The sequence below is a fragment of the Candidatus Saccharibacteria bacterium genome, assembly GCA_016789455.1.
GTDB lineage: Bacteria > Patescibacteriota > Saccharimonadia > Saccharimonadales > Saccharimonadaceae > CAIJKY01.
In genome coordinates, this window is sequence record JAEUQU010000002.1 from 370,727 (window position 1) to 386,708 (window position 15,982).

A 15,982-nucleotide genomic window follows, 5' to 3' on the forward strand; every position below is an offset into this window, starting at 1 on the left:
AAGGACTGCGCGCATGAAAATATACCTCGGCTCCGACCACCAGGGCTTCCATCTCAAGCAAGATATATTCGCGTATTTATCGCGTCATAATTATGATGTTGAGGATGTGGGCGATAAGCAGCTCGATCCTGATGACGACTTCACCGACTTTGCTTTCCTGGCCACCACCAAGGTGCTTGGCTCGGAAGACAAGGACCCGCGGGCTATCCTGATCTGCGGTGGCGGGCAAGGTATGGCTATGGCGGCCAACCGCGTGCAGGGCATCCGGGCTGCCGTGGTCTGGGATGCCTACGAGGCCCGTATGACGCGAAACGATAACGACAGCAATGTCCTGAGCCTGCCGGCCCGTCTGCTGGAAGGTCACGAGGAGGCCTGGCAAGGTATTTTGGAAACCTGGTTGAGTACGCCGTTCGCCGGGGCGCCGCGGTATGTCCGGCGCATTCAGAAGCTGGACCAGATTTAACCACCGTACTCATGATCCTGTAGACACGAAAACCCGGCCACTCCGCCGGGTTTCTCGTATAATAGACGTATGAGTGTCATTGTCCCCACCGTCACCACCAATGAGCCGCATATTTACCGGCAGCAGATCGAGCGCATCGCGCCGTTCGCCAAGCGGGTCCATATCGACCTGGCGGATGGTGTATTCGCACCAAACCGTCTGATCAATCCCATCCAATCCTGGTGGCCCGAAGACATGACGGCCGACCTACATCTGATGTATGAGGACCCGGCGACGCAGGCAGAAACGGTAGTCAGCCTGAAGCCGGATCTGGTCGTCATTCATGCTGAGGCAGTCGGTAACTTACCGGCGCTGATCGAGCACTGGCAGAAGTTCGGTCTGAAGGTGGGCATCTCGCTGTTGCAGGAAACGACGCCGGAAGATGCCCATGCCTTGATTCCCCTGGTTGACCACGTTTTAATTTTCAGCGGAGATTTAGGGCATTTCGGCGGGCAGGCCGACCTGCGGCTGCTGGATAAGATTCCGGCTATCAAACGGTTGAACCCCGAAGTGGAGATAGCCTGGGACGGCGGCATCTCGCTTGATAACGCGGCGTCACTTGCAAAAGCCGGCGTCGACGTACTGAATACCGGCGGAGCGATCCAGCGGGCCGAAGACCCGGCAGCGGCTTATGATGCCCTGGCCTCGGCAATCTCTTAGCACGTTTTTCATAACTCCGTATCTGTTTTATTAACTACCACTGGCCAGAACGTGGATTCGTTTTGGGCTGCTTTGGATAATGCCTCCATTCAGAAGCGCCGTGCTTCTGAAGCGAGCTACGCCCGTACGGCGTGCAATAGGGAGGACTGATGGGCGCCATGCGCCGATTATTGTTGGCCGTGCTGGCTGCGATAGCGGTCATGCCGCTGATGTCGGCAACTGCACAAGCGGCCGGTTGCTACGGCGACTGGTGTTCCGGCAAAGACCCGGCAGCGACCGGCTGCGCACGGGATGCCGTCACTGTCGCGTCGGTTCCGCTGACGTATGCCAGCGGGTCGCTATCGGCTGGCCCCGGCGTCGTTTCCGGTTCTGTCGACATCGGGGGTGACGTATATGGGGAGCTGGAGCTGCGGTGGTCGCCGACGTGCAAGACGAACTGGGCGCGGATGCGTACCTGGCGTACCAACCAGGTGTTCATGTTGTATACCACCCAGGATACCGGCTACCGGCAAGTCAGAAGGGTGTCGGGCAGGGGTGCCGAGTGGACGCCGCCTGGCGATTCCTACACCTGGATGATATACTCGCCGGCACGATCGGTTCGGGCGCATGTCAGTGGCGGCCCGGCTTCTCCGCCCATATCCACCACTTGGGTCTGACGGCCCGTTCCTCCGCAGTGCGCTGCCATGTGCTGCGGAGGAACAACACTACCATAATAAATGAAAGGTCCATCATGACGCTTGAAGGTCTGCGCGGTTTATTTGTTACGTTTTCAACTTTTTTGGTGGAGATTAGCCTGCTGGTTGCGCTTATCATTTTCCTACCAAGGTTGCTTCGGGCGGTGAGGGTGAACGTGGACGCACATAAACATATCATTGCGACGGCGCGAGCGGTCATGCTGGCGTATCTGCTTGTATTCTATGTCTTGAAAGTGGCGTCGCTGTTCGTAAGTGGTGTTTTGCTGCGGATATTTGATGTAGTGACTGGAACTTATTAGAGCTGTAATTGCGGCGCTGGTGCTGCAATTGTTTTTTGCTGTCGGGTTCCTGCGCTGTGCGTGTTCGAATGGCGCCCCAGCTCCAAAGGAGACTGCTGCATGTCACAAACTATCAACTCAGCTCGGAAGCATTACGCAGACAACGGTTCCAATTGCTTGATTTTTTACAACAGATACACTATACTGCCAGCATTCAGGAGCTGTTTGTTTCTGAAGTGATCCATCCGCGAGATTCGACTGGAGGAGTTATAGGTAAGGTGCGCCGGCTACTATTGGCAGCCTTGGCTACTGCTGCGATGCTGGTGCTTACACCGGCAACGGCACAAGCGGCCGGTTGCTACGGTGACTGGTGTACTGGCAAGGACCCCGCAGCTACAGGATGTGCAGCAGATGCCGTCACAGTGGCAGTCGTGGGCCTGCATCTCAACACCATCGGCGTCGGTGGACTCAGCATTGGCGGCGACCAGTATGGCCAGCTTGAATTGCGCTGGTCTGCCCGATGCAAGACGAACTGGGCAAGAGTTCGCACGTGGATGAGCAGTAGCATGGCCGCTGTTGCTGTGGTGCAAGAGTCTACGAACAAGATGAAAGCTAGGTGGATAGGTGGCAACGAGCAGCTGCGCACTCAAGCAGGAAGCGCCTACTCACCGATGATTTACTCGCCAAAGCTGGCGGTCAGAGCATTTATCATCGGAGGCTTGTCTTCACCCGGCGCAACCACGAATTACGTGTGACAGGCATGCTTCTTCAGCGGGGCGGCAGCACACCGCCTCGCTGAAGAACTAGAACTATATAAGAATGGAGATACTATGGAATATACAATCGTATCAGTAATCGTTCCTGCTATCCAGTTCATACTGGGTCTCAGTCTGTACTTATATGTGTTTATAAAACTTCCGCAGATTGTGCGGATATTTCACATGACGCGCTATATAAACGAGCACGGTATTGCGGTGCTGCGAGCACTGATGTTTGGCGCAGTTTTATCTATGGTCATTGTAGTCATTACCAGTGTGGTGGGTACTGGCATTCTACAGCTTCTATACGCTACTGGTTTACTTTTCAACTAAAATGACTCCAGTCGAAATAAAAGAGCATCATGTTATTAACCATTGCTTACCTGTTTTGTATGGCTCTTGTAGCTATGGCCATCAGGCTTTTGCCCCGGTTGAAAGACATTAAGTTTTTCAAGGGTTATATCAGCGATGAATCTATCAAGATAGCGACCGGCATCATCATCGCGTACACGGTAGTGCAAATGATCATCGCCCCTATTTTCGTTACGTTGGGCAACGGCGTCCTTGGCCGCCTGCCCTTCATTTACTAGCAAGACGGGGTGGCGCATGAGAAATCACAGGCATTGCCTGTGATTTTTTATTCCTTTTACGCTATAATCAGTCATAAGTAAGGTGCTTATGACAATTACACAACTCGAACACAAAGCCAACGAAATCCGGCAGGATATTATCCGTATGCTGGAACACGCCGGGAGCGGTCATTCGGCGGGACCGCTGGGCCTGGCGGATATTTTTACCGCTCTTTATTTCTCGATATTAAAGCATGATCCGCACAATCCTGATTGGGATGGCCGCGACCTGCTGGTGCTTAGCAACGGCCACTGTGCGCCGGTGCGGTACGCCACCATGGCCCACGCCGGCTACTTCCCGCGCGAGGAACTGATGACCCTGCGCCAGCTGGGCACGCGCCTGCAGGGCCACCCGGAGCGTACGCGCCTGCCAGGCATGGAAACCACCAGCGGTCCCTTGGGCAGCGGCCTGAGCCAGGCGGCCGGCATGGCCTACAGCCTGCTTAAGATTGACAACGTCTACACGCGCTGGGTCTATGTCGTCCTAGGTGATGGCGAACTGAATGAAGGCAACATCTGGGAAGCCGCCATGTTCGCCGGCAAGAACAAGCTGCACAACCTGATCGGCATCATCGACCGCAATAATATTCAGATTGACGGCAACACCGAAGACGTCATGCCGCTGGAAGATCTGCGCGGCAAGTGGGAATCGTTCGGTTGGCACGTGGTAGAGATTGATGGCAACAACCTGGAGAGCATCGTCGATGCCTGCAGCATGGCCCGGGCCATCGTCGAGAAGCCGGTGATGATCATCGCGCATACCATCCCTGGCCGCGGCGTTGATTTCATGGAGTACGATTACCACTGGCATGGCGCACCGCCGAACAGCCAGCAGGCCAAAGAGGCTCTCAAGAAGCTACGCACCCTGAACGGAAAGATACGGAGTGAACATGAATAATCTGGCGTCCCACTTACACCTTTCAGCCGATATCGGTGAGGACGGCATCGCCAGGGAGTCGACGCGCAAAGGCTTTGGCCGCGGTCTCAAGCAGGCCGGCGATCAGGATGAGCGTATCGTTGCGCTTTGTGCCGATCTGACTGAATCAACACAGATATCCCAGTTCAGAGAGGCTCATCCCAAGCGGTACATCGAGGTGGGTGTAGCCGAGCAAAATCTGGTGACCGTCGCCGCCGGCCTGTCGGCAATGGGCAAAATTCCGTTCACTAGCAGTTACGCGGCCTTCAGCCCTGGTCGCAACTGGGAGCAGATTCGCACCACTGTCTGCCTGAACGAACGGCCGGTAAAGATCGTCGGATCGCATGCCGGGCTGAGCGTCGGCCCCGATGGCGCAACTCACCAGATGCTCGAGGATATCGCACTGATGCGCGTGCTGCCGCAGATGGTCGTCGTCGCGCCGGGTGACAGTGTTGAGGCCCAGAAGGCAACCTTGGCGGTCGCCTTTAATGATTCCCCGAGTTATATCCGTCTTGCCCGCGAAGACTCACCGGTATTCACTACCGAGCACACGCCATTTGAAATTGGCAAAGCGTACATACTGAGGGAAGGCAAAGATATCACTATCTGCGCCACCGGTACCATGACGTACCAGGCGCTGCTCGCTGCCAAGACGCTGGAGGCCGACGGCATCCAGGCCGAGGTGCTGCACGTGCCGACCATCAAACCGCTCGACGTCGATACTATCGTGGCCAGCGCCAGCAAGACCGGCCTGGTCATCACCGCCGAAGAAGCCCAGATTGCCGGCGGCTTCGGCTCTGCCGTCTGCGAGGCCTTGAGCCTGCATCACCCGGTGCCTGTGCGCCGCATCGGTATGGAAGACCGTTTTGGTGAGTCCGGTAAGCCGGAGGAGCTGCTGAAGCAGTTCGGCCTCACCGGTACGCACATCGCCCTGGTGGCGCATGACATGCTCGATAACCGCAAGACGAAGTAATAAAAGAAAACAAGGAACGCCAGCCCCATGTCACTCAGCATCAGGGATATCCGTGAAAACTGTATCAAAGCCCGCCACCTCATGCAGCGCGCCCGCCAGCAGCACTTTGCCGTCGGTGCTTTCAATATCGATAACCAGGAGACGTTGATTGCCGTCTCCCGGGCCGCCCAGAAACTGCAGGCACCGGTGCTGGTAGAGGTGAGCGAGGGCGAGGTCAAGGCGATCGGCCTTGAGAACATCAGGGACATGGTCGATAACTACAAGCAGGAATACGGCATTGAGATGTTCATCAACCTGGACCACAGTCCCAGTGTCGAGGCAGCCAAGCGTGGCATCGATGCCGGCTTTGAGTTCATCCACATCGATGTTTCACAGGCAGACCACGAGGCGAGCGACGAGAAGATCATCGATTGCACCCGCCAAGTAGTGGAGTATGCCAAGTTTACGGGCGCGTTGGTAGAGAGCGAGCCGCACTACTTCGGTGGATCTTCTAATCTGCACACTGAGGACATCAACTACGGCGAAATTCGTAAGACCTTCTCGACACCGGAAGGGGCCAAAGCCTTCATCGACGCCACCGGCATCGACACTTTTGCCGCCGCCATCGGCAACCTGCATGGCAAGTATCCCGTGCCCAAGCAGCTTGACCTGGAGCTGCTGAAGCGCATCCGCGAGGCCATTGATTGCAACATCAGCCTGCATGGCGGCAGTGGTACGCCCATCCATTTTTATGAAGAGGCGGCCAAGATCGGCGTCAGCAAGGTGAATATCAACTCCGACATGCGCTTTGCCTTCCGCAAGACGCTAGAGAAGGTGTTGGCGGACAACCCCGACGAGTACGCCATCGTCAAGCTGATGCCCACCGTCTATGGCGCTGTCCAGGATGTGGTAGAAGAAAAGATCAACGCCTTTGGATCGGCAGGACGCGCGGTAGTCTAGATGAGCCGTATTCTCACGATTGGCAAAGCGACGCAGGATGTCTTCCTGAGCGGCCAGGTGTTTGCCGCCCACCGCGAGAAGGGCATTTTTTACCAGCACCTTCAGCTGGGTAGCAAACTGGAGCTCGGCAATGTCATATTTTCGACCGGTGGTAACGCCACCAACGCCGCTACTACCTTTGCGCGGCAGGGGCTGGATGCGTCGTACATGTGGGTACTGGGCACGGAGATAGCCAGCCAGGCCATCATGCAGACACTGGACGCCGAGAACGTCGATCTGTCTGCCGTGGTGCAGGACGACGGCTATCGGGCCAGTTATTCATCAGTGCTGCTGGCGCCGGATGGCGAGCGGACTATTTTGAATTACCATGGCACCATGGTGCCGGTCAGCGGCTTCCCGCTTGACTTAGAGCGTATTGGCCGCAACGACTGGCTGTATGTTTCATCGCTCGGCACGATGGGCTTGCTGGAGAACGTCGTGACGCGGGCGCATAAAGCCGGCGTCAAGGTGGCCATGAACCCGGCCGGCAGTGAACTGGCGCATCCCAAATCGCTTATACCGATCCTGCATGATGTCTCAATCCTCAGCGTTAACAAAGAAGAGGCACAACTGCTGGTAGAAGGAAAGACTGCCGAAGAGCTGGCGCGGCGGCTCACCGCCATTTGCCCGACGGTCATCGTCTCGGACGGACCGCGTGGTTCGGTGGCTACCGATGGCAAGCAAATTGTCCTGGCTGGTATGTATCAGGATGTGCCGGTGATCGACCGTACAGGCGCCGGAGACGCCTTCGCCAGCGGCTTCGTCACCAAGGTAATCCAAGGTGCCAGCCTGGAGGAGGCGGTGGTGTTTGCCAGTGCCAACTCCACCAGCGTGGTGCAGAAGATCGGCGCCAAGGATGGCATTCTGCATCGCGGGACGCATCTGCATGATATGCCGCTGACGGTCAAGGCATTTTAGGTCTGTAGTCATATAGTGAATAAGGCCCGTCTCCGCGCAGTGCGGAGACGGGCCTTTGTGTGGGTCACCCGGTTCGATCTGGTGCTTCGACGGCCTTCTGGGTACCGAAGAGCAGCAACTGTTCAGCGGTCACCAGCAGCTCGCCGTCCTCGGGGGACATGCCGGTCAGGAAGTAGCGCGGCGGGGCCTCAGCCGACTGCTCAACCCTGAGGTTCGGATGCCGCAGCTCGGGGCTGACGCCGCGGGTAGCCAGGGTCGTGGCCAGATTCTCCAGCGGCAGAAGCCGCAGGGTTACCTCGCCGTCGGCCGGGTCATCGGTCTTAAGTCGCAGCCGCCCTCGGTGCAACGCGGCGATGAGCAACCGGTTGCCGGCCGCGTCGGCCAGCTGGTAGGGGTTGCCGATGGTCAGGCGGCCCCAACGGGTGTGGGCGACAGCCATGATGCTCCTTCGTGTCTCGGGTGTGGAACGTGTGTATTATGCAACTTTTCATGTGAAATGTAAATAAAAAAAGGGGCGGGCACCGCCCGCCTCACCTGTGGTCGTTGGGTGAGGCGGGCGGTGCCGCATGTGTCCGGCGTCCGTCCCCCGAGGTACGCCGGACTAGACCGGGATGGCCGGGTTGGCCTTTTCGTAGACGTTCTGCAGCTCCTCCAGATCGCTGAGGCTGATGTGGAGCGGCAGGGCGCAGTCGTCGCTGTCGATGAAGAACGTGTCCTCACCGCACTGTGCGTCGGTGCACTTGCGCACGTGCAGCAGCTGCTCCTGCGGCGTGCCGTCCGGGTCGGCCCAGATGCCGAACAGGCGGCGGCGCGTCAGGATGGCTTCCAGACGCCGTTGGCCGATGATGATGGCCAGCTCATCTGACTCGGTAGTGCGCAGGCGCACCCGCCCGTCGGCCAGCAGCTCGGCGATGGGGCAGCCGCCCACCCCGTTGTTCTTGTCGCAGTACGTCACAGGGACGCCGGGCGACAAGGGGCCGAGAATCGTCGATACGGTAGTCAAGGGGATGACTCCTTGTGATGTCGAGGACCGTCTTGGTAACGGTCTTCATGGATACTGTACGACGAAACCAATGGGCTGTAAATGCCGGCCGCTTATCTTGCTTATGGTATGATAAGAGCAATATGGCTACATTTTTACGCGACTTATTACAGGCAGAGGAGCCGCTGTTCTCGCTTTCGCTGCAGCAGCTGGAGCGGGCAAGCGGCAAGCAGGGCATCGACGCCAAACTCATCGGGGAAATCATCAAGAAGACCAAGTCGTCGCAACGCGAGCTGGGTCTTGATCCGGCCGACACCACCGGCAAGGAATTCTACCGCGCCCTGATTGCCCGCATCACGGCCGATGACGAGCGCGTGGCCCGCAAGATCGGTGGCAAGAACATCTATAACGTCCAGGAGATGGTACCGCTCATCGTCCGGGCGTCGGCGACGGTCCAGGCCGACTGGAATTGCTGGGCACTGAAACGCTCCGTTGCCAAAGAGCTGTTGCGTAAGATGCCGCCAAAGAAGCTGATGGCGCACCTTGGCTACCGCTCGGTGGCCTCGATGCTGAAGCAGGAGCCCATTGACGAGCTGTATACCGCCTTGCGTTTCTCCGAGGGCCCCGAGTGGCTTAACGAATACAATGAGCTCTTCAAGACGGTCCGTCCAAGCGATTTTGAGACCCGGCCGATATCACTGGTGGTCATGCACCATCACAAGTACGTTGAGCTGGCCGAGCATTTCGTTGAGAAGAAGCTGCACAATATTACGCACACCAAGGAGATGGGTACGATCGTCGTCGTGCCGATGGTCCACCAGGAGATGAAGGGTATCACGCTCAAAAGCCTGCCGCTGATCTTCCATTACCTTAATGAAGTGCGGCTCTATTCCGCCTTCTTCAAGCTCAAGCAGGTAGAGAAGAACTTTGGAGAGGTTATCGTCAATACCTTGATTGCCGATCCGGGCAAGGCGGCCTCGATGGCCGGCCAGCACGTCCACTGGCGGGTCATCCAGCGCTACTTTGGTAAACTGAAGGACGAAAACCACCCCGAGGCCTTCCAGCCGCACGTCCAGCCAGAAGACCTCCACTGGCGCCGGGCCGAGGAGCTACTCTATCAGCTTGATCCGGAACTGAAGTTCTGGAAAGGCAAAGATTATGTGGGGATGATGTATGACGGCGCGCCAATCACGCTCAACCTGATTGACGTCAGCCTGAGTGCCAGCAACGAGGTGCCATACGAGAACCGGTACAGCTACCACTTCCGCGAGAGTCTCTGGAATGAAATCTTTATGCGCTACATGGGTCAGAAAAACCTTGAAGAGCAGATCCTGCAACAACTTGATAATGATATGATCGCGCCGGAGACGCTGCGCGTCATCTGATGACTGCTCACGGCCGCCCTTGCCAACGCCGGGGCGGCCGTAGTATAGTAGTCTCAGAAGCCGGCCGGAAGGTCGGATTTTTTCATCTCACCACCAGAATATACATAAGTAAGGAGAAACATAATGTCAGGAATTGACGTCAAACAGTTGGCACTGGCCGTCCGCACCATCGCCGACGAGAAGAACCTGCCAGAAGAAATGGTCCACGAGATCCTGGAACAGGCCATTGCTGCCGCCTGGCGCCGCGATAACGGCGATCGTGAGCAGGAAGTCCGCGCCACTATGAACCAGAACACCGGCGCCGTCACCGTCTATGTTACCCGCGAGGTGGTTGACACCGTTGAGAACCCGGCGCTCGAAATCAGCCTTAACGACGCCCGCAAGGTCAACCCGGACATCCAGGAAGGCGATACCTTCGAGGAAGTGGAGCACCCGACCGTATTCGGCCGCGTTGCCGCCCAGACTGCCAAGCAGGTGGTGCTGCAGAAGCTGCGCGAAGCTGAGCGCGAGGTGGTACTGAATGAGTTTGAGGACCGCATCGGTTCAGTCGTGACTGGCACCGTTCAGCGCGTCGAGCAGCGGGTCGTCCGCATCGAGCTGGGTAAGGGAAGCGGTATCATGCCGTCCAGTGAGCAGATTCCTGGAGAATATTATGGCATCGGCAGCCGCATCAAGGTCCTGCTCAAGGACGTCGAGCGTGGTACTCGCGGGCCGCAGCTGATCCTGAGCCGCGCCAGTGAAGCCTTCATCGAGCACCTCTTCCGCCAGGAAGTGCCGGAAATGAGCAATGGTGCCGTCGATATCAAGGCGATCGCCCGTGAAGCGGGCAAGCGCACCAAGCTGGCCGTTTACTCCAGCGTCCCCGGTGTCGACCCTGTTGGTACGTTCGTCGGCGGTCACGGTATCCGTGTCCAGGCTGTCATGAACGAGATCGGCGATCAGGAAAAGATCGATATCATCACCTTCAGCGAAGAACCGGAAGTCTTTATCCGTAACGCGCTAAGCCCGGCCGAGATTGCCAGCATTACCATTGACGAGGAAAAGAAGCACGCCCGCGTCGTCGTCAGCCGTGACCAGCTTTCCATCGCCATCGGCCGTGGCGGCCAGAACGTCCGCTTGGCCGGCAAGCTGACTGGCTACGAGCTGGATATTGAGGCGAGCGACGATGCTGCTGCCCGTCCTGCCGCTGCCGCCGAGGAGAAGAAGCCGCGCAAGAACATTGAGGATTCATTGTTGAGCGCGCTCGAAGAGCAGTCTAAGTAGGCTATCTTCTCTGTTCTAACCGCACGACCCGTATGTAGTAATTATGAATTAGCACTCTTGACCATAGAGTGCTAATTCCCTATAATGCTATTGAACTTCTTTATTCACGCCACCTAGCGTAAAGAAGGGGTATAAGAAGGGGCAGAAAGAGAGTATAGTAATTCATAGATGCAACGCGGTGAATTTATTGATTTCAGCGAATTCCTGACCGATAACGCTCGTTCAAGCCTGCAGCAGGCCGAAGCCATTGCCCGTTCACTTGGAAGTGTCTACATCGGCACTGAGCATATACTGCTTGGCGTACTCAGCCAGGGCAATTCCGTGGGCGCAAAGCTGCTTGATAAGGTTGGCGTGACCTTGGAGCGTGCACAATTGGCATTGAATCTCACACCAAAGGCCTTAGTCATCAACACGGGGGCACGCGGCCTCTCCGAGACCGCTAAACTGACGCTCCGTATGAGCTGGGACGTGGCCCAGGAGTTCAATCAGGACTATTGCGGCACCGAACATATATTATTCAGTATCATGACGCAGAAGAACGCCCGGGCAACCGTGCTGCTGCGCGACATGAACGTCGACATTGATGCATTGACCAGTGAGCTCGAGGGGTACCTGCAGCGCCAGCAGTCTGAGTTTGAATCAGAGCTGAAGGCTGATGCCAACGCCCGGCGGACCGGGGTGAAGCGCGGCGGCGTCGTCGATAGTTTCGGCGTCGACCTGACATCGCAGGCGGAGGACAGTGAGCTTGATCCGGTCATTGGCCGCGAGGACATCATCAAGCGCGTCACCACCGTGCTCGGCCGGCGCACCAAGAACAATCCGGTGCTGATCGGTGAGCCTGGCGTCGGTAAGACGGCGGTCGTCGAGGGCCTGGCCCAGGCGATTGCCAGCGAAGATGCGCCCGAGCATGCCTTGGAGATGCGTATCGTCTCGCTCGATCTGGCGGGTATGATCGCCGGTACCAAGTACCGGGGCGAATTTGAAGAGCGTCTGAAGCGGTTGGTTGAGGAAGCCTCGCGGGACCGTAACCTGGTGCTGTTCATCGATGAGCTGCACCTCCTTGTCGGTGCCGGTGCGGCCGAAGGGGCGCTTGATGCCGCCAATATCCTCAAGCCCGCCCTGGCGCGCGGCAATATGCGCGTCATCGGTGCGACCACGCTTGACGAGTACCGTAAGCATATCGAGAAGGACGCCGCCTTGGAGCGCCGTTTTCAGCCGGTCATCGTGCCGGAGCCTGATATCAAGGAGGCGACCGCCATCGTCCGCGGGCTAAAGCATCACTACGAAAAGTACCATGGCGTCGCCATCAGCGATGATGTGGCCGCCGACGCCGTCAAGCTGGCTGACCGCTTCATCTCTGAGCGTTTTATGCCGGACAAGGCTATCGATGTGCTTGATGAGACGGCCGCCCACGTCAAAGCCGAGCGCGGCAAGGCCAATGCCAGCCTGCGGCGCATCCAGCGTGAGGTCAAACTGGTCTCGGGCAAGATGGAGGAGGCCGTGGAGGTTGAAGACTACGAACGGGCTGCGTTATACAAGACGCGTCTCAGCCGCCTTGAGCAACGGGCACGTGAGCTGAAGGAGACCCATCAGTCAAAGCAGAAACTGGTGATGAACACTAATGATATCGCTACCACCATCGCCCGTTCAACCGGCATTCCGGTGACGCAGTTGCTGCGTCAGGAAGCCCAGTTCCTGAAAAACCTTGATGACCACCTACGCAAAGCGGTGATCGGGCAGGAGGCGGCGACCAGCGCCGTGGCCCGCGCCATCCGCCGTAACCGCCTGGGTATTGCCAGCAGCAACCGGCCGATCGGCTCATTCATCTTCATGGGTCCGAGCGGCGTCGGCAAGACGGAGATGGCCCGCGTGCTGGCGCGTGAGGTTTTTGGCCGCAAGGATGCGCTCATCAAGATTGACATGAGTGAATTCAGCGAACGGCACACCAGCTCGCGTCTGCTTGGAGCACCTGCCGGCTATGTCGGCTATGATGACGGCGGCGAGCTGACAGAAAAGGTCCGCCGCAACCCGTATAGCGTCATTCTGTTCGATGAGATTGAGAAAGCTCATCCGGACGTGCTGAATATGCTGCTGCAGATTTTAGAAGACGGCTATGTCAGCGATGCCAAGGGCCGCCGGGTCAATTTCGCCCACAGCATCATCATCCTGACCAGCAACGTCGGTGCCGAGAAGTTGCAGCGCGAAGCTGATTTCGGTTTTAACGTCCATGGCCGCAAAGAAGAGGATAAGCTTGACGAGCTGCACCAGAAACACGAGCGCGATGCGCTGGAAGAACTGCGCAAGACGCTGCGTCCAGAGTTGCTGAACCGCTTTGACAAGGTTGTCGTGTTCCGGGCGTTGACCCGTAAGGACGCGCTCGCTATCGCACATCTGCAGATTAGCGAGCTGAACGAACGGCTGCAGCACCAACACCTGAAGTTGCAGGTGCAGAATTCGGCCTATACCTTTCTGCTTGACAAGGGCTACGAGGCCATGCAGGGTGTCCGTCCGCTGCGCCGGGCTATTCAGGAGCATATTGAAGACCGCCTGGCAGATGAATTCCTGAGCGGTGCCATTAACCGGGGTGATGTCGTTCGCGTCAGTGCCCGCAAGGGTGTGCTTGCCTTCAATGCGAAGCAGGAGTAGGTCACGCCAGCCGATTGTCCGCCAATCGGGCAAGATCGCCAACGTCATCTTTTCGGTGACGTTGCTGGCGTTGGCGGCTGGCATCCTATTTTTCCGCCAGGACATTCAGGATTGGATGGTGCTGCGCAACTACCAGCCAAATGCCGACATCCGGCAGCTGGCTGAGCGGGCAGCGTTGAGCGCCCACGGGCGGCACGTCTTCTATGTGACGCAGCCTGAGCTGCATGGCAAGCAAAGTTTTTCTGAGAAATGCCGGGATGTGGCAAATGATGCCTCAAGCAACGTGCTGGGGTGCTATGTGGCGCACCGGACGTATATTTTTGATGTTAAGGACGAGCGGCTCCAAGGTGTGCGGGAGGTGACCGCCGCCCACGAAATGCTCCATGCGGCGTACGAGCGGCTGCAGGGGTCCGAACGGGAGCGGGTTGACGGCTTGATCCAGAAACAGCTTGATACGGCGGTCGACGAGCACATAAAAGAGCTGATAATCTTGTACAACCGCATTGAGCCGGGGCAACTGCTCAACGAGATGCACTCCATCCTGGCGACGGAGCAGCGGACTATCAGCCCGGAGCTGGAAGACTACTATAAGCGATACTTCGAGGACCGCGCCACGGTAGTGGGGCTGTCAGACGATTACCGGGCTGTCTTTGATGAGCTGAAAAGCCGGCAGGAACAGCTGGTCCGCGACATTGAGTCTTTGGCCAATCGGATCAATGATGATACTGCCGAGCTGAATCTGGCTGTGACCCGTTTCAACAAGGATGTGCAGGATTTTAATGCCGCGGCAGCCAGTGGCACCATGACCCAACAGGAATTCGCTGCTGAACGGTCCGCACTGACGGCGCGCAAGGATGAGCTGGCCCGGCTGAGGACGGCCAATGATGGGCTGCGTGCCGAGTATGAGGCCAAGCAGGCCGAGTTCGAATCGCTTGCCATCGAGTACAAGGGACTGCAGGAGAAGGTTGATAGCAGCCTTGACGCCACCGGAGACTTGACGGAAGTCGAGTAGCTGGAGAATACTGTAGAGACTAAGGAGGAGCGCCGTGGCAAAAACCAAAACATCGTTTGTCTGTCAGCAGTGCGCGGCGACCTATCCTAAATGGTCGGGCCGCTGCGAAAACTGTGGAGCCTGGAACAGCTTGGTGGAGCAAATGCCGCAGGAAAAGGGCAATGCTGCCGTCTTCCGGTCATCCGGCAAGGCTTTGGAGCCGCAGCCGCTCAGTGCATCAAGTGGCAAGGCAGTGCCGCGCATCGCCGCCAGGATCGGTGACATCGATGCCGTCCTGGGTGGCGGTTTCGTGCCGGGAAGCGTCGTCCTGCTGGCGGGACAGCCTGGCATCGGCAAGAGTACGATTTTGGCTCAGGTGGCAGCGCAAGTGGCTGCTGATAAAACTGTCCTCTATATCAGCGGCGAAGAGTCGCTGGAGCAGGTGGCGGGGCGTGTACAGCGCCTGAAGGCCAACCATGAGAACGTCAGTTTTATCAGCACCAATTCAGCGGACGACGTGGCGGCGACCATCCGTCAGGCCAAGTATGACGTGGTGGTGCTGGACTCAATCCAGACCATGGCGCTGGCTGAACTGAGCTCTGCCCCGGGATCGGTCAGCCAGATTACTAATACTACCAATGTGTTGACGATGGCGGCCAAGCAATCGAACACAACCCTGATCATGATTGGTCACGTCACCAAGGAAGGCAGCATCGCCGGACCGAAGGTATTGGAGCATCTGGTTGATGTGGTGCTTTCGATTGATGGCGACCGTTACGCCGGTTTCAAGGTGCTGCGTGCCCTTAAGAACCGCTATGGCTCGACCACTGAGGCGGCCGTCTTTGAAATGGACCAATCCGGACTGAAGCCGGTGGCCAACCCCTCGGCGGCGCTGCTGGCAGAGCGCCAGACGACGGACGGTTCGGTGGTGCTGGCGACGATGGAAGGCAACCGGCCGCTGCTGGTGGAGATCCAGGCGCTGGTTACTACGACCAGCTTTGGGTATCCTAAGCGCACGGCATCGGGATTCGACCTGAACCGCCTGAACGTCTTGATCGCCGTGATTGAGCGGCGCACCAACCTGAAGCTATCCGAGAAAGACGTGTACATAAATGTAGTGGGCGGCATCAAGCTGCAAGACCCAGGTGCCGACCTGGCTATCTGTATGGCCATTGCCAGCGCAGCAGCCCAGCGTCAGCTGCAGGACGACGCCGTTGTCTTTGGAGAGGTCGGCCTAGCGGGCGAAGTCCGCTCGACGACCGGCATGGACCGTCGGTTGAATGAGGCTATGAAACTTGGGTTTACCACGGCCATTACGCCGCCTTCGGCAACGGCGGTCAAGGGCATCAACGTGGTTGCGGCGCGGAACTTACGCGATACGCTGATTGCGCATCTGCAGAAATAACCT

Annotated in this window: 18 protein-coding genes; 16 read left to right on the top strand and 2 right to left on the bottom strand. The window is 57.7% G+C overall.

Annotated features, from left to right (window positions below):
- Positions 1 to 13: 13 nt before the first annotated feature.
- The 11 genes from JNJ66_02945 (at position 14) to JNJ66_02995 (ending at position 7,307) form a co-directional block, all read left to right on the top strand.
- Positions 14 to 463 carry an RpiB/LacA/LacB family sugar-phosphate isomerase gene (locus JNJ66_02945; GenBank protein ID MBL8159389.1) on the top strand — a complete coding sequence of 150 codons (450 nt, stop codon included), beginning with the start codon at positions 14 to 16 and terminating at the stop codon, positions 461 to 463.
- Positions 464 to 532: 69 nt separating this feature from the next.
- Positions 533 to 1,162 (top strand): hypothetical protein, encoded by a 630-nt coding sequence (locus JNJ66_02950; GenBank protein ID MBL8159390.1) that lies wholly within the window; start codon positions 533 to 535, stop codon positions 1,160 to 1,162.
- A gap of 149 nt (positions 1,163 to 1,311) precedes the next feature.
- Positions 1,312 to 1,818 carry a DUF2690 domain-containing protein gene (locus tag JNJ66_02955; protein MBL8159391.1) on the top strand — a complete coding sequence of 169 codons (507 nt, stop codon included), beginning with the start codon at positions 1,312 to 1,314 and terminating at the stop codon, positions 1,816 to 1,818.
- A gap of 74 nt (positions 1,819 to 1,892) precedes the next feature.
- On the top strand, positions 1,893 to 2,156 hold the full coding sequence (locus tag JNJ66_02960) for a hypothetical protein (GenBank protein MBL8159392.1): 264 nt from the start codon (positions 1,893 to 1,895) through the stop codon (positions 2,154 to 2,156).
- Between the two features lie 68 nt (positions 2,157 to 2,224).
- Entirely contained in the window at positions 2,225 to 2,890 is a 666-nt protein-coding gene (locus JNJ66_02965; protein MBL8159393.1) for a DUF2690 domain-containing protein, read from the top strand.
- A gap of 75 nt (positions 2,891 to 2,965) precedes the next feature.
- Positions 2,966 to 3,226, top strand: a complete 261-nt coding sequence (locus tag JNJ66_02970; protein MBL8159394.1) for a hypothetical protein — start codon at positions 2,966 to 2,968, stop codon at positions 3,224 to 3,226.
- A gap of 29 nt (positions 3,227 to 3,255) precedes the next feature.
- Positions 3,256 to 3,483 (top strand): hypothetical protein, encoded by a 228-nt coding sequence (locus JNJ66_02975; GenBank protein MBL8159395.1) that lies wholly within the window; start codon positions 3,256 to 3,258, stop codon positions 3,481 to 3,483.
- A gap of 88 nt (positions 3,484 to 3,571) precedes the next feature.
- Positions 3,572 to 4,420, top strand: a complete 849-nt coding sequence (locus JNJ66_02980) for a transketolase (GenBank protein ID MBL8159396.1) — start codon at positions 3,572 to 3,574, stop codon at positions 4,418 to 4,420.
- 1 nt (position 4,421) lies between these two features.
- On the top strand, positions 4,422 to 5,411 hold the full coding sequence (locus tag JNJ66_02985; GenBank protein MBL8159397.1) for a transketolase family protein: 990 nt from the start codon (positions 4,422 to 4,424) through the stop codon (positions 5,409 to 5,411).
- Positions 5,412 to 5,438: 27 nt separating this feature from the next.
- On the top strand, positions 5,439 to 6,350 hold the full coding sequence (locus tag JNJ66_02990; GenBank protein ID MBL8159398.1) for a class II fructose-bisphosphate aldolase: 912 nt from the start codon (positions 5,439 to 5,441) through the stop codon (positions 6,348 to 6,350).
- Positions 6,351 to 7,307, top strand: coding sequence for a carbohydrate kinase family protein (locus JNJ66_02995; GenBank protein MBL8159399.1), 957 nt, complete (start codon positions 6,351 to 6,353; stop codon positions 7,305 to 7,307). It abuts the gene before it with no gap.
- Positions 7,308 to 7,371: 64 nt separating this feature from the next.
- On the opposite strand, the gene JNJ66_03000 is transcribed toward JNJ66_02995, so the two are convergent.
- Both JNJ66_03000 and JNJ66_03005 read right to left on the bottom strand, forming a co-directional pair.
- Positions 7,372 to 7,746: a hypothetical protein gene (locus tag JNJ66_03000; GenBank protein MBL8159400.1), complete on the bottom strand. Its 375-nt coding sequence runs from the start codon at positions 7,744 to 7,746 to the stop codon at positions 7,372 to 7,374.
- Between the two features lie 162 nt (positions 7,747 to 7,908).
- Positions 7,909 to 8,310, bottom strand: a complete 402-nt coding sequence (locus JNJ66_03005; GenBank protein ID MBL8159401.1) for a hypothetical protein — start codon at positions 8,308 to 8,310, stop codon at positions 7,909 to 7,911.
- A 122-nt stretch (positions 8,311 to 8,432) separates the two neighbouring features.
- Here JNJ66_03005 and JNJ66_03010 point away from each other — a divergent pair, with 122 nt between their 5' ends.
- The 5 genes from JNJ66_03010 (at position 8,433) to radA (ending at position 15,979) form a co-directional block, all read left to right on the top strand.
- Positions 8,433 to 9,674, top strand: a complete 1,242-nt coding sequence (locus tag JNJ66_03010) for a hypothetical protein (protein ID MBL8159402.1) — start codon at positions 8,433 to 8,435, stop codon at positions 9,672 to 9,674.
- Between the two features lie 123 nt (positions 9,675 to 9,797).
- Positions 9,798 to 10,937, top strand: coding sequence for a transcription termination/antitermination protein NusA (nusA, locus tag JNJ66_03015; protein MBL8159403.1), 1,140 nt, complete (start codon positions 9,798 to 9,800; stop codon positions 10,935 to 10,937).
- Between the two features lie 168 nt (positions 10,938 to 11,105).
- Positions 11,106 to 13,583, top strand: a complete 2,478-nt coding sequence (locus tag JNJ66_03020; GenBank protein MBL8159404.1) for an ATP-dependent Clp protease ATP-binding subunit — start codon at positions 11,106 to 11,108, stop codon at positions 13,581 to 13,583.
- On the top strand, positions 13,567 to 14,595 hold the full coding sequence (locus tag JNJ66_03025) for a hypothetical protein (protein MBL8159405.1): 1,029 nt from the start codon (positions 13,567 to 13,569) through the stop codon (positions 14,593 to 14,595). Before JNJ66_03020 ends, JNJ66_03025 begins: the two co-directional genes overlap by 17 nt.
- Positions 14,596 to 14,629: 34 nt before the next feature.
- A complete protein-coding gene (radA, locus tag JNJ66_03030; GenBank protein MBL8159406.1) occupies positions 14,630 to 15,979 on the top strand; it encodes a DNA repair protein RadA in 1,350 nt (449 codons plus the stop codon).
- Positions 15,980 to 15,982 lie beyond the last annotated feature (3 nt).

Excerpts from the sequence above, each read along its gene's own strand:
- JNJ66_02955 (MBL8159391.1), top strand. The coding sequence starts at position 1,312 with ATGGGCGCCATGCGCCGATTATTGTTGGCCGTGCTGGCTGCGATAGCG.
- JNJ66_02995 (MBL8159399.1), top strand. The coding sequence starts at position 6,351 with ATGAGCCGTATTCTCACGATTGGCAAAGCGACGCAGGATGTCTTCCTG.
- JNJ66_02945 (MBL8159389.1), top strand. The coding sequence starts at position 14 with ATGAAAATATACCTCGGCTCCGACCACCAGGGCTTCCATCTCAAGCAA.
- JNJ66_03010 (MBL8159402.1), top strand. The coding sequence starts at position 8,433 with ATGGCTACATTTTTACGCGACTTATTACAGGCAGAGGAGCCGCTGTTC.
- JNJ66_02970 (MBL8159394.1), top strand. The coding sequence starts at position 2,966 with ATGGAATATACAATCGTATCAGTAATCGTTCCTGCTATCCAGTTCATA.
- JNJ66_02975 (MBL8159395.1), top strand. The coding sequence starts at position 3,256 with ATGTTATTAACCATTGCTTACCTGTTTTGTATGGCTCTTGTAGCTATG.
- JNJ66_02980 (MBL8159396.1), top strand. The coding sequence starts at position 3,572 with ATGACAATTACACAACTCGAACACAAAGCCAACGAAATCCGGCAGGAT.
- JNJ66_03025 (MBL8159405.1), top strand. The coding sequence starts at position 13,567 with ATGCGAAGCAGGAGTAGGTCACGCCAGCCGATTGTCCGCCAATCGGGC.
- JNJ66_02950 (MBL8159390.1), top strand. The coding sequence starts at position 533 with ATGAGTGTCATTGTCCCCACCGTCACCACCAATGAGCCGCATATTTAC.
- JNJ66_03020 (MBL8159404.1), top strand. The coding sequence starts at position 11,106 with ATGCAACGCGGTGAATTTATTGATTTCAGCGAATTCCTGACCGATAAC.
- JNJ66_02965 (MBL8159393.1), top strand. The coding sequence starts at position 2,225 with ATGGCGCCCCAGCTCCAAAGGAGACTGCTGCATGTCACAAACTATCAA.
- JNJ66_02960 (MBL8159392.1), top strand. The coding sequence starts at position 1,893 with ATGACGCTTGAAGGTCTGCGCGGTTTATTTGTTACGTTTTCAACTTTT.
- JNJ66_02990 (MBL8159398.1), top strand. The coding sequence starts at position 5,439 with ATGTCACTCAGCATCAGGGATATCCGTGAAAACTGTATCAAAGCCCGC.
- JNJ66_03000 (MBL8159400.1), bottom strand. The coding sequence starts at position 7,746 with ATGGCTGTCGCCCACACCCGTTGGGGCCGCCTGACCATCGGCAACCCC.
- nusA (MBL8159403.1), top strand. The coding sequence starts at position 9,798 with ATGTCAGGAATTGACGTCAAACAGTTGGCACTGGCCGTCCGCACCATC.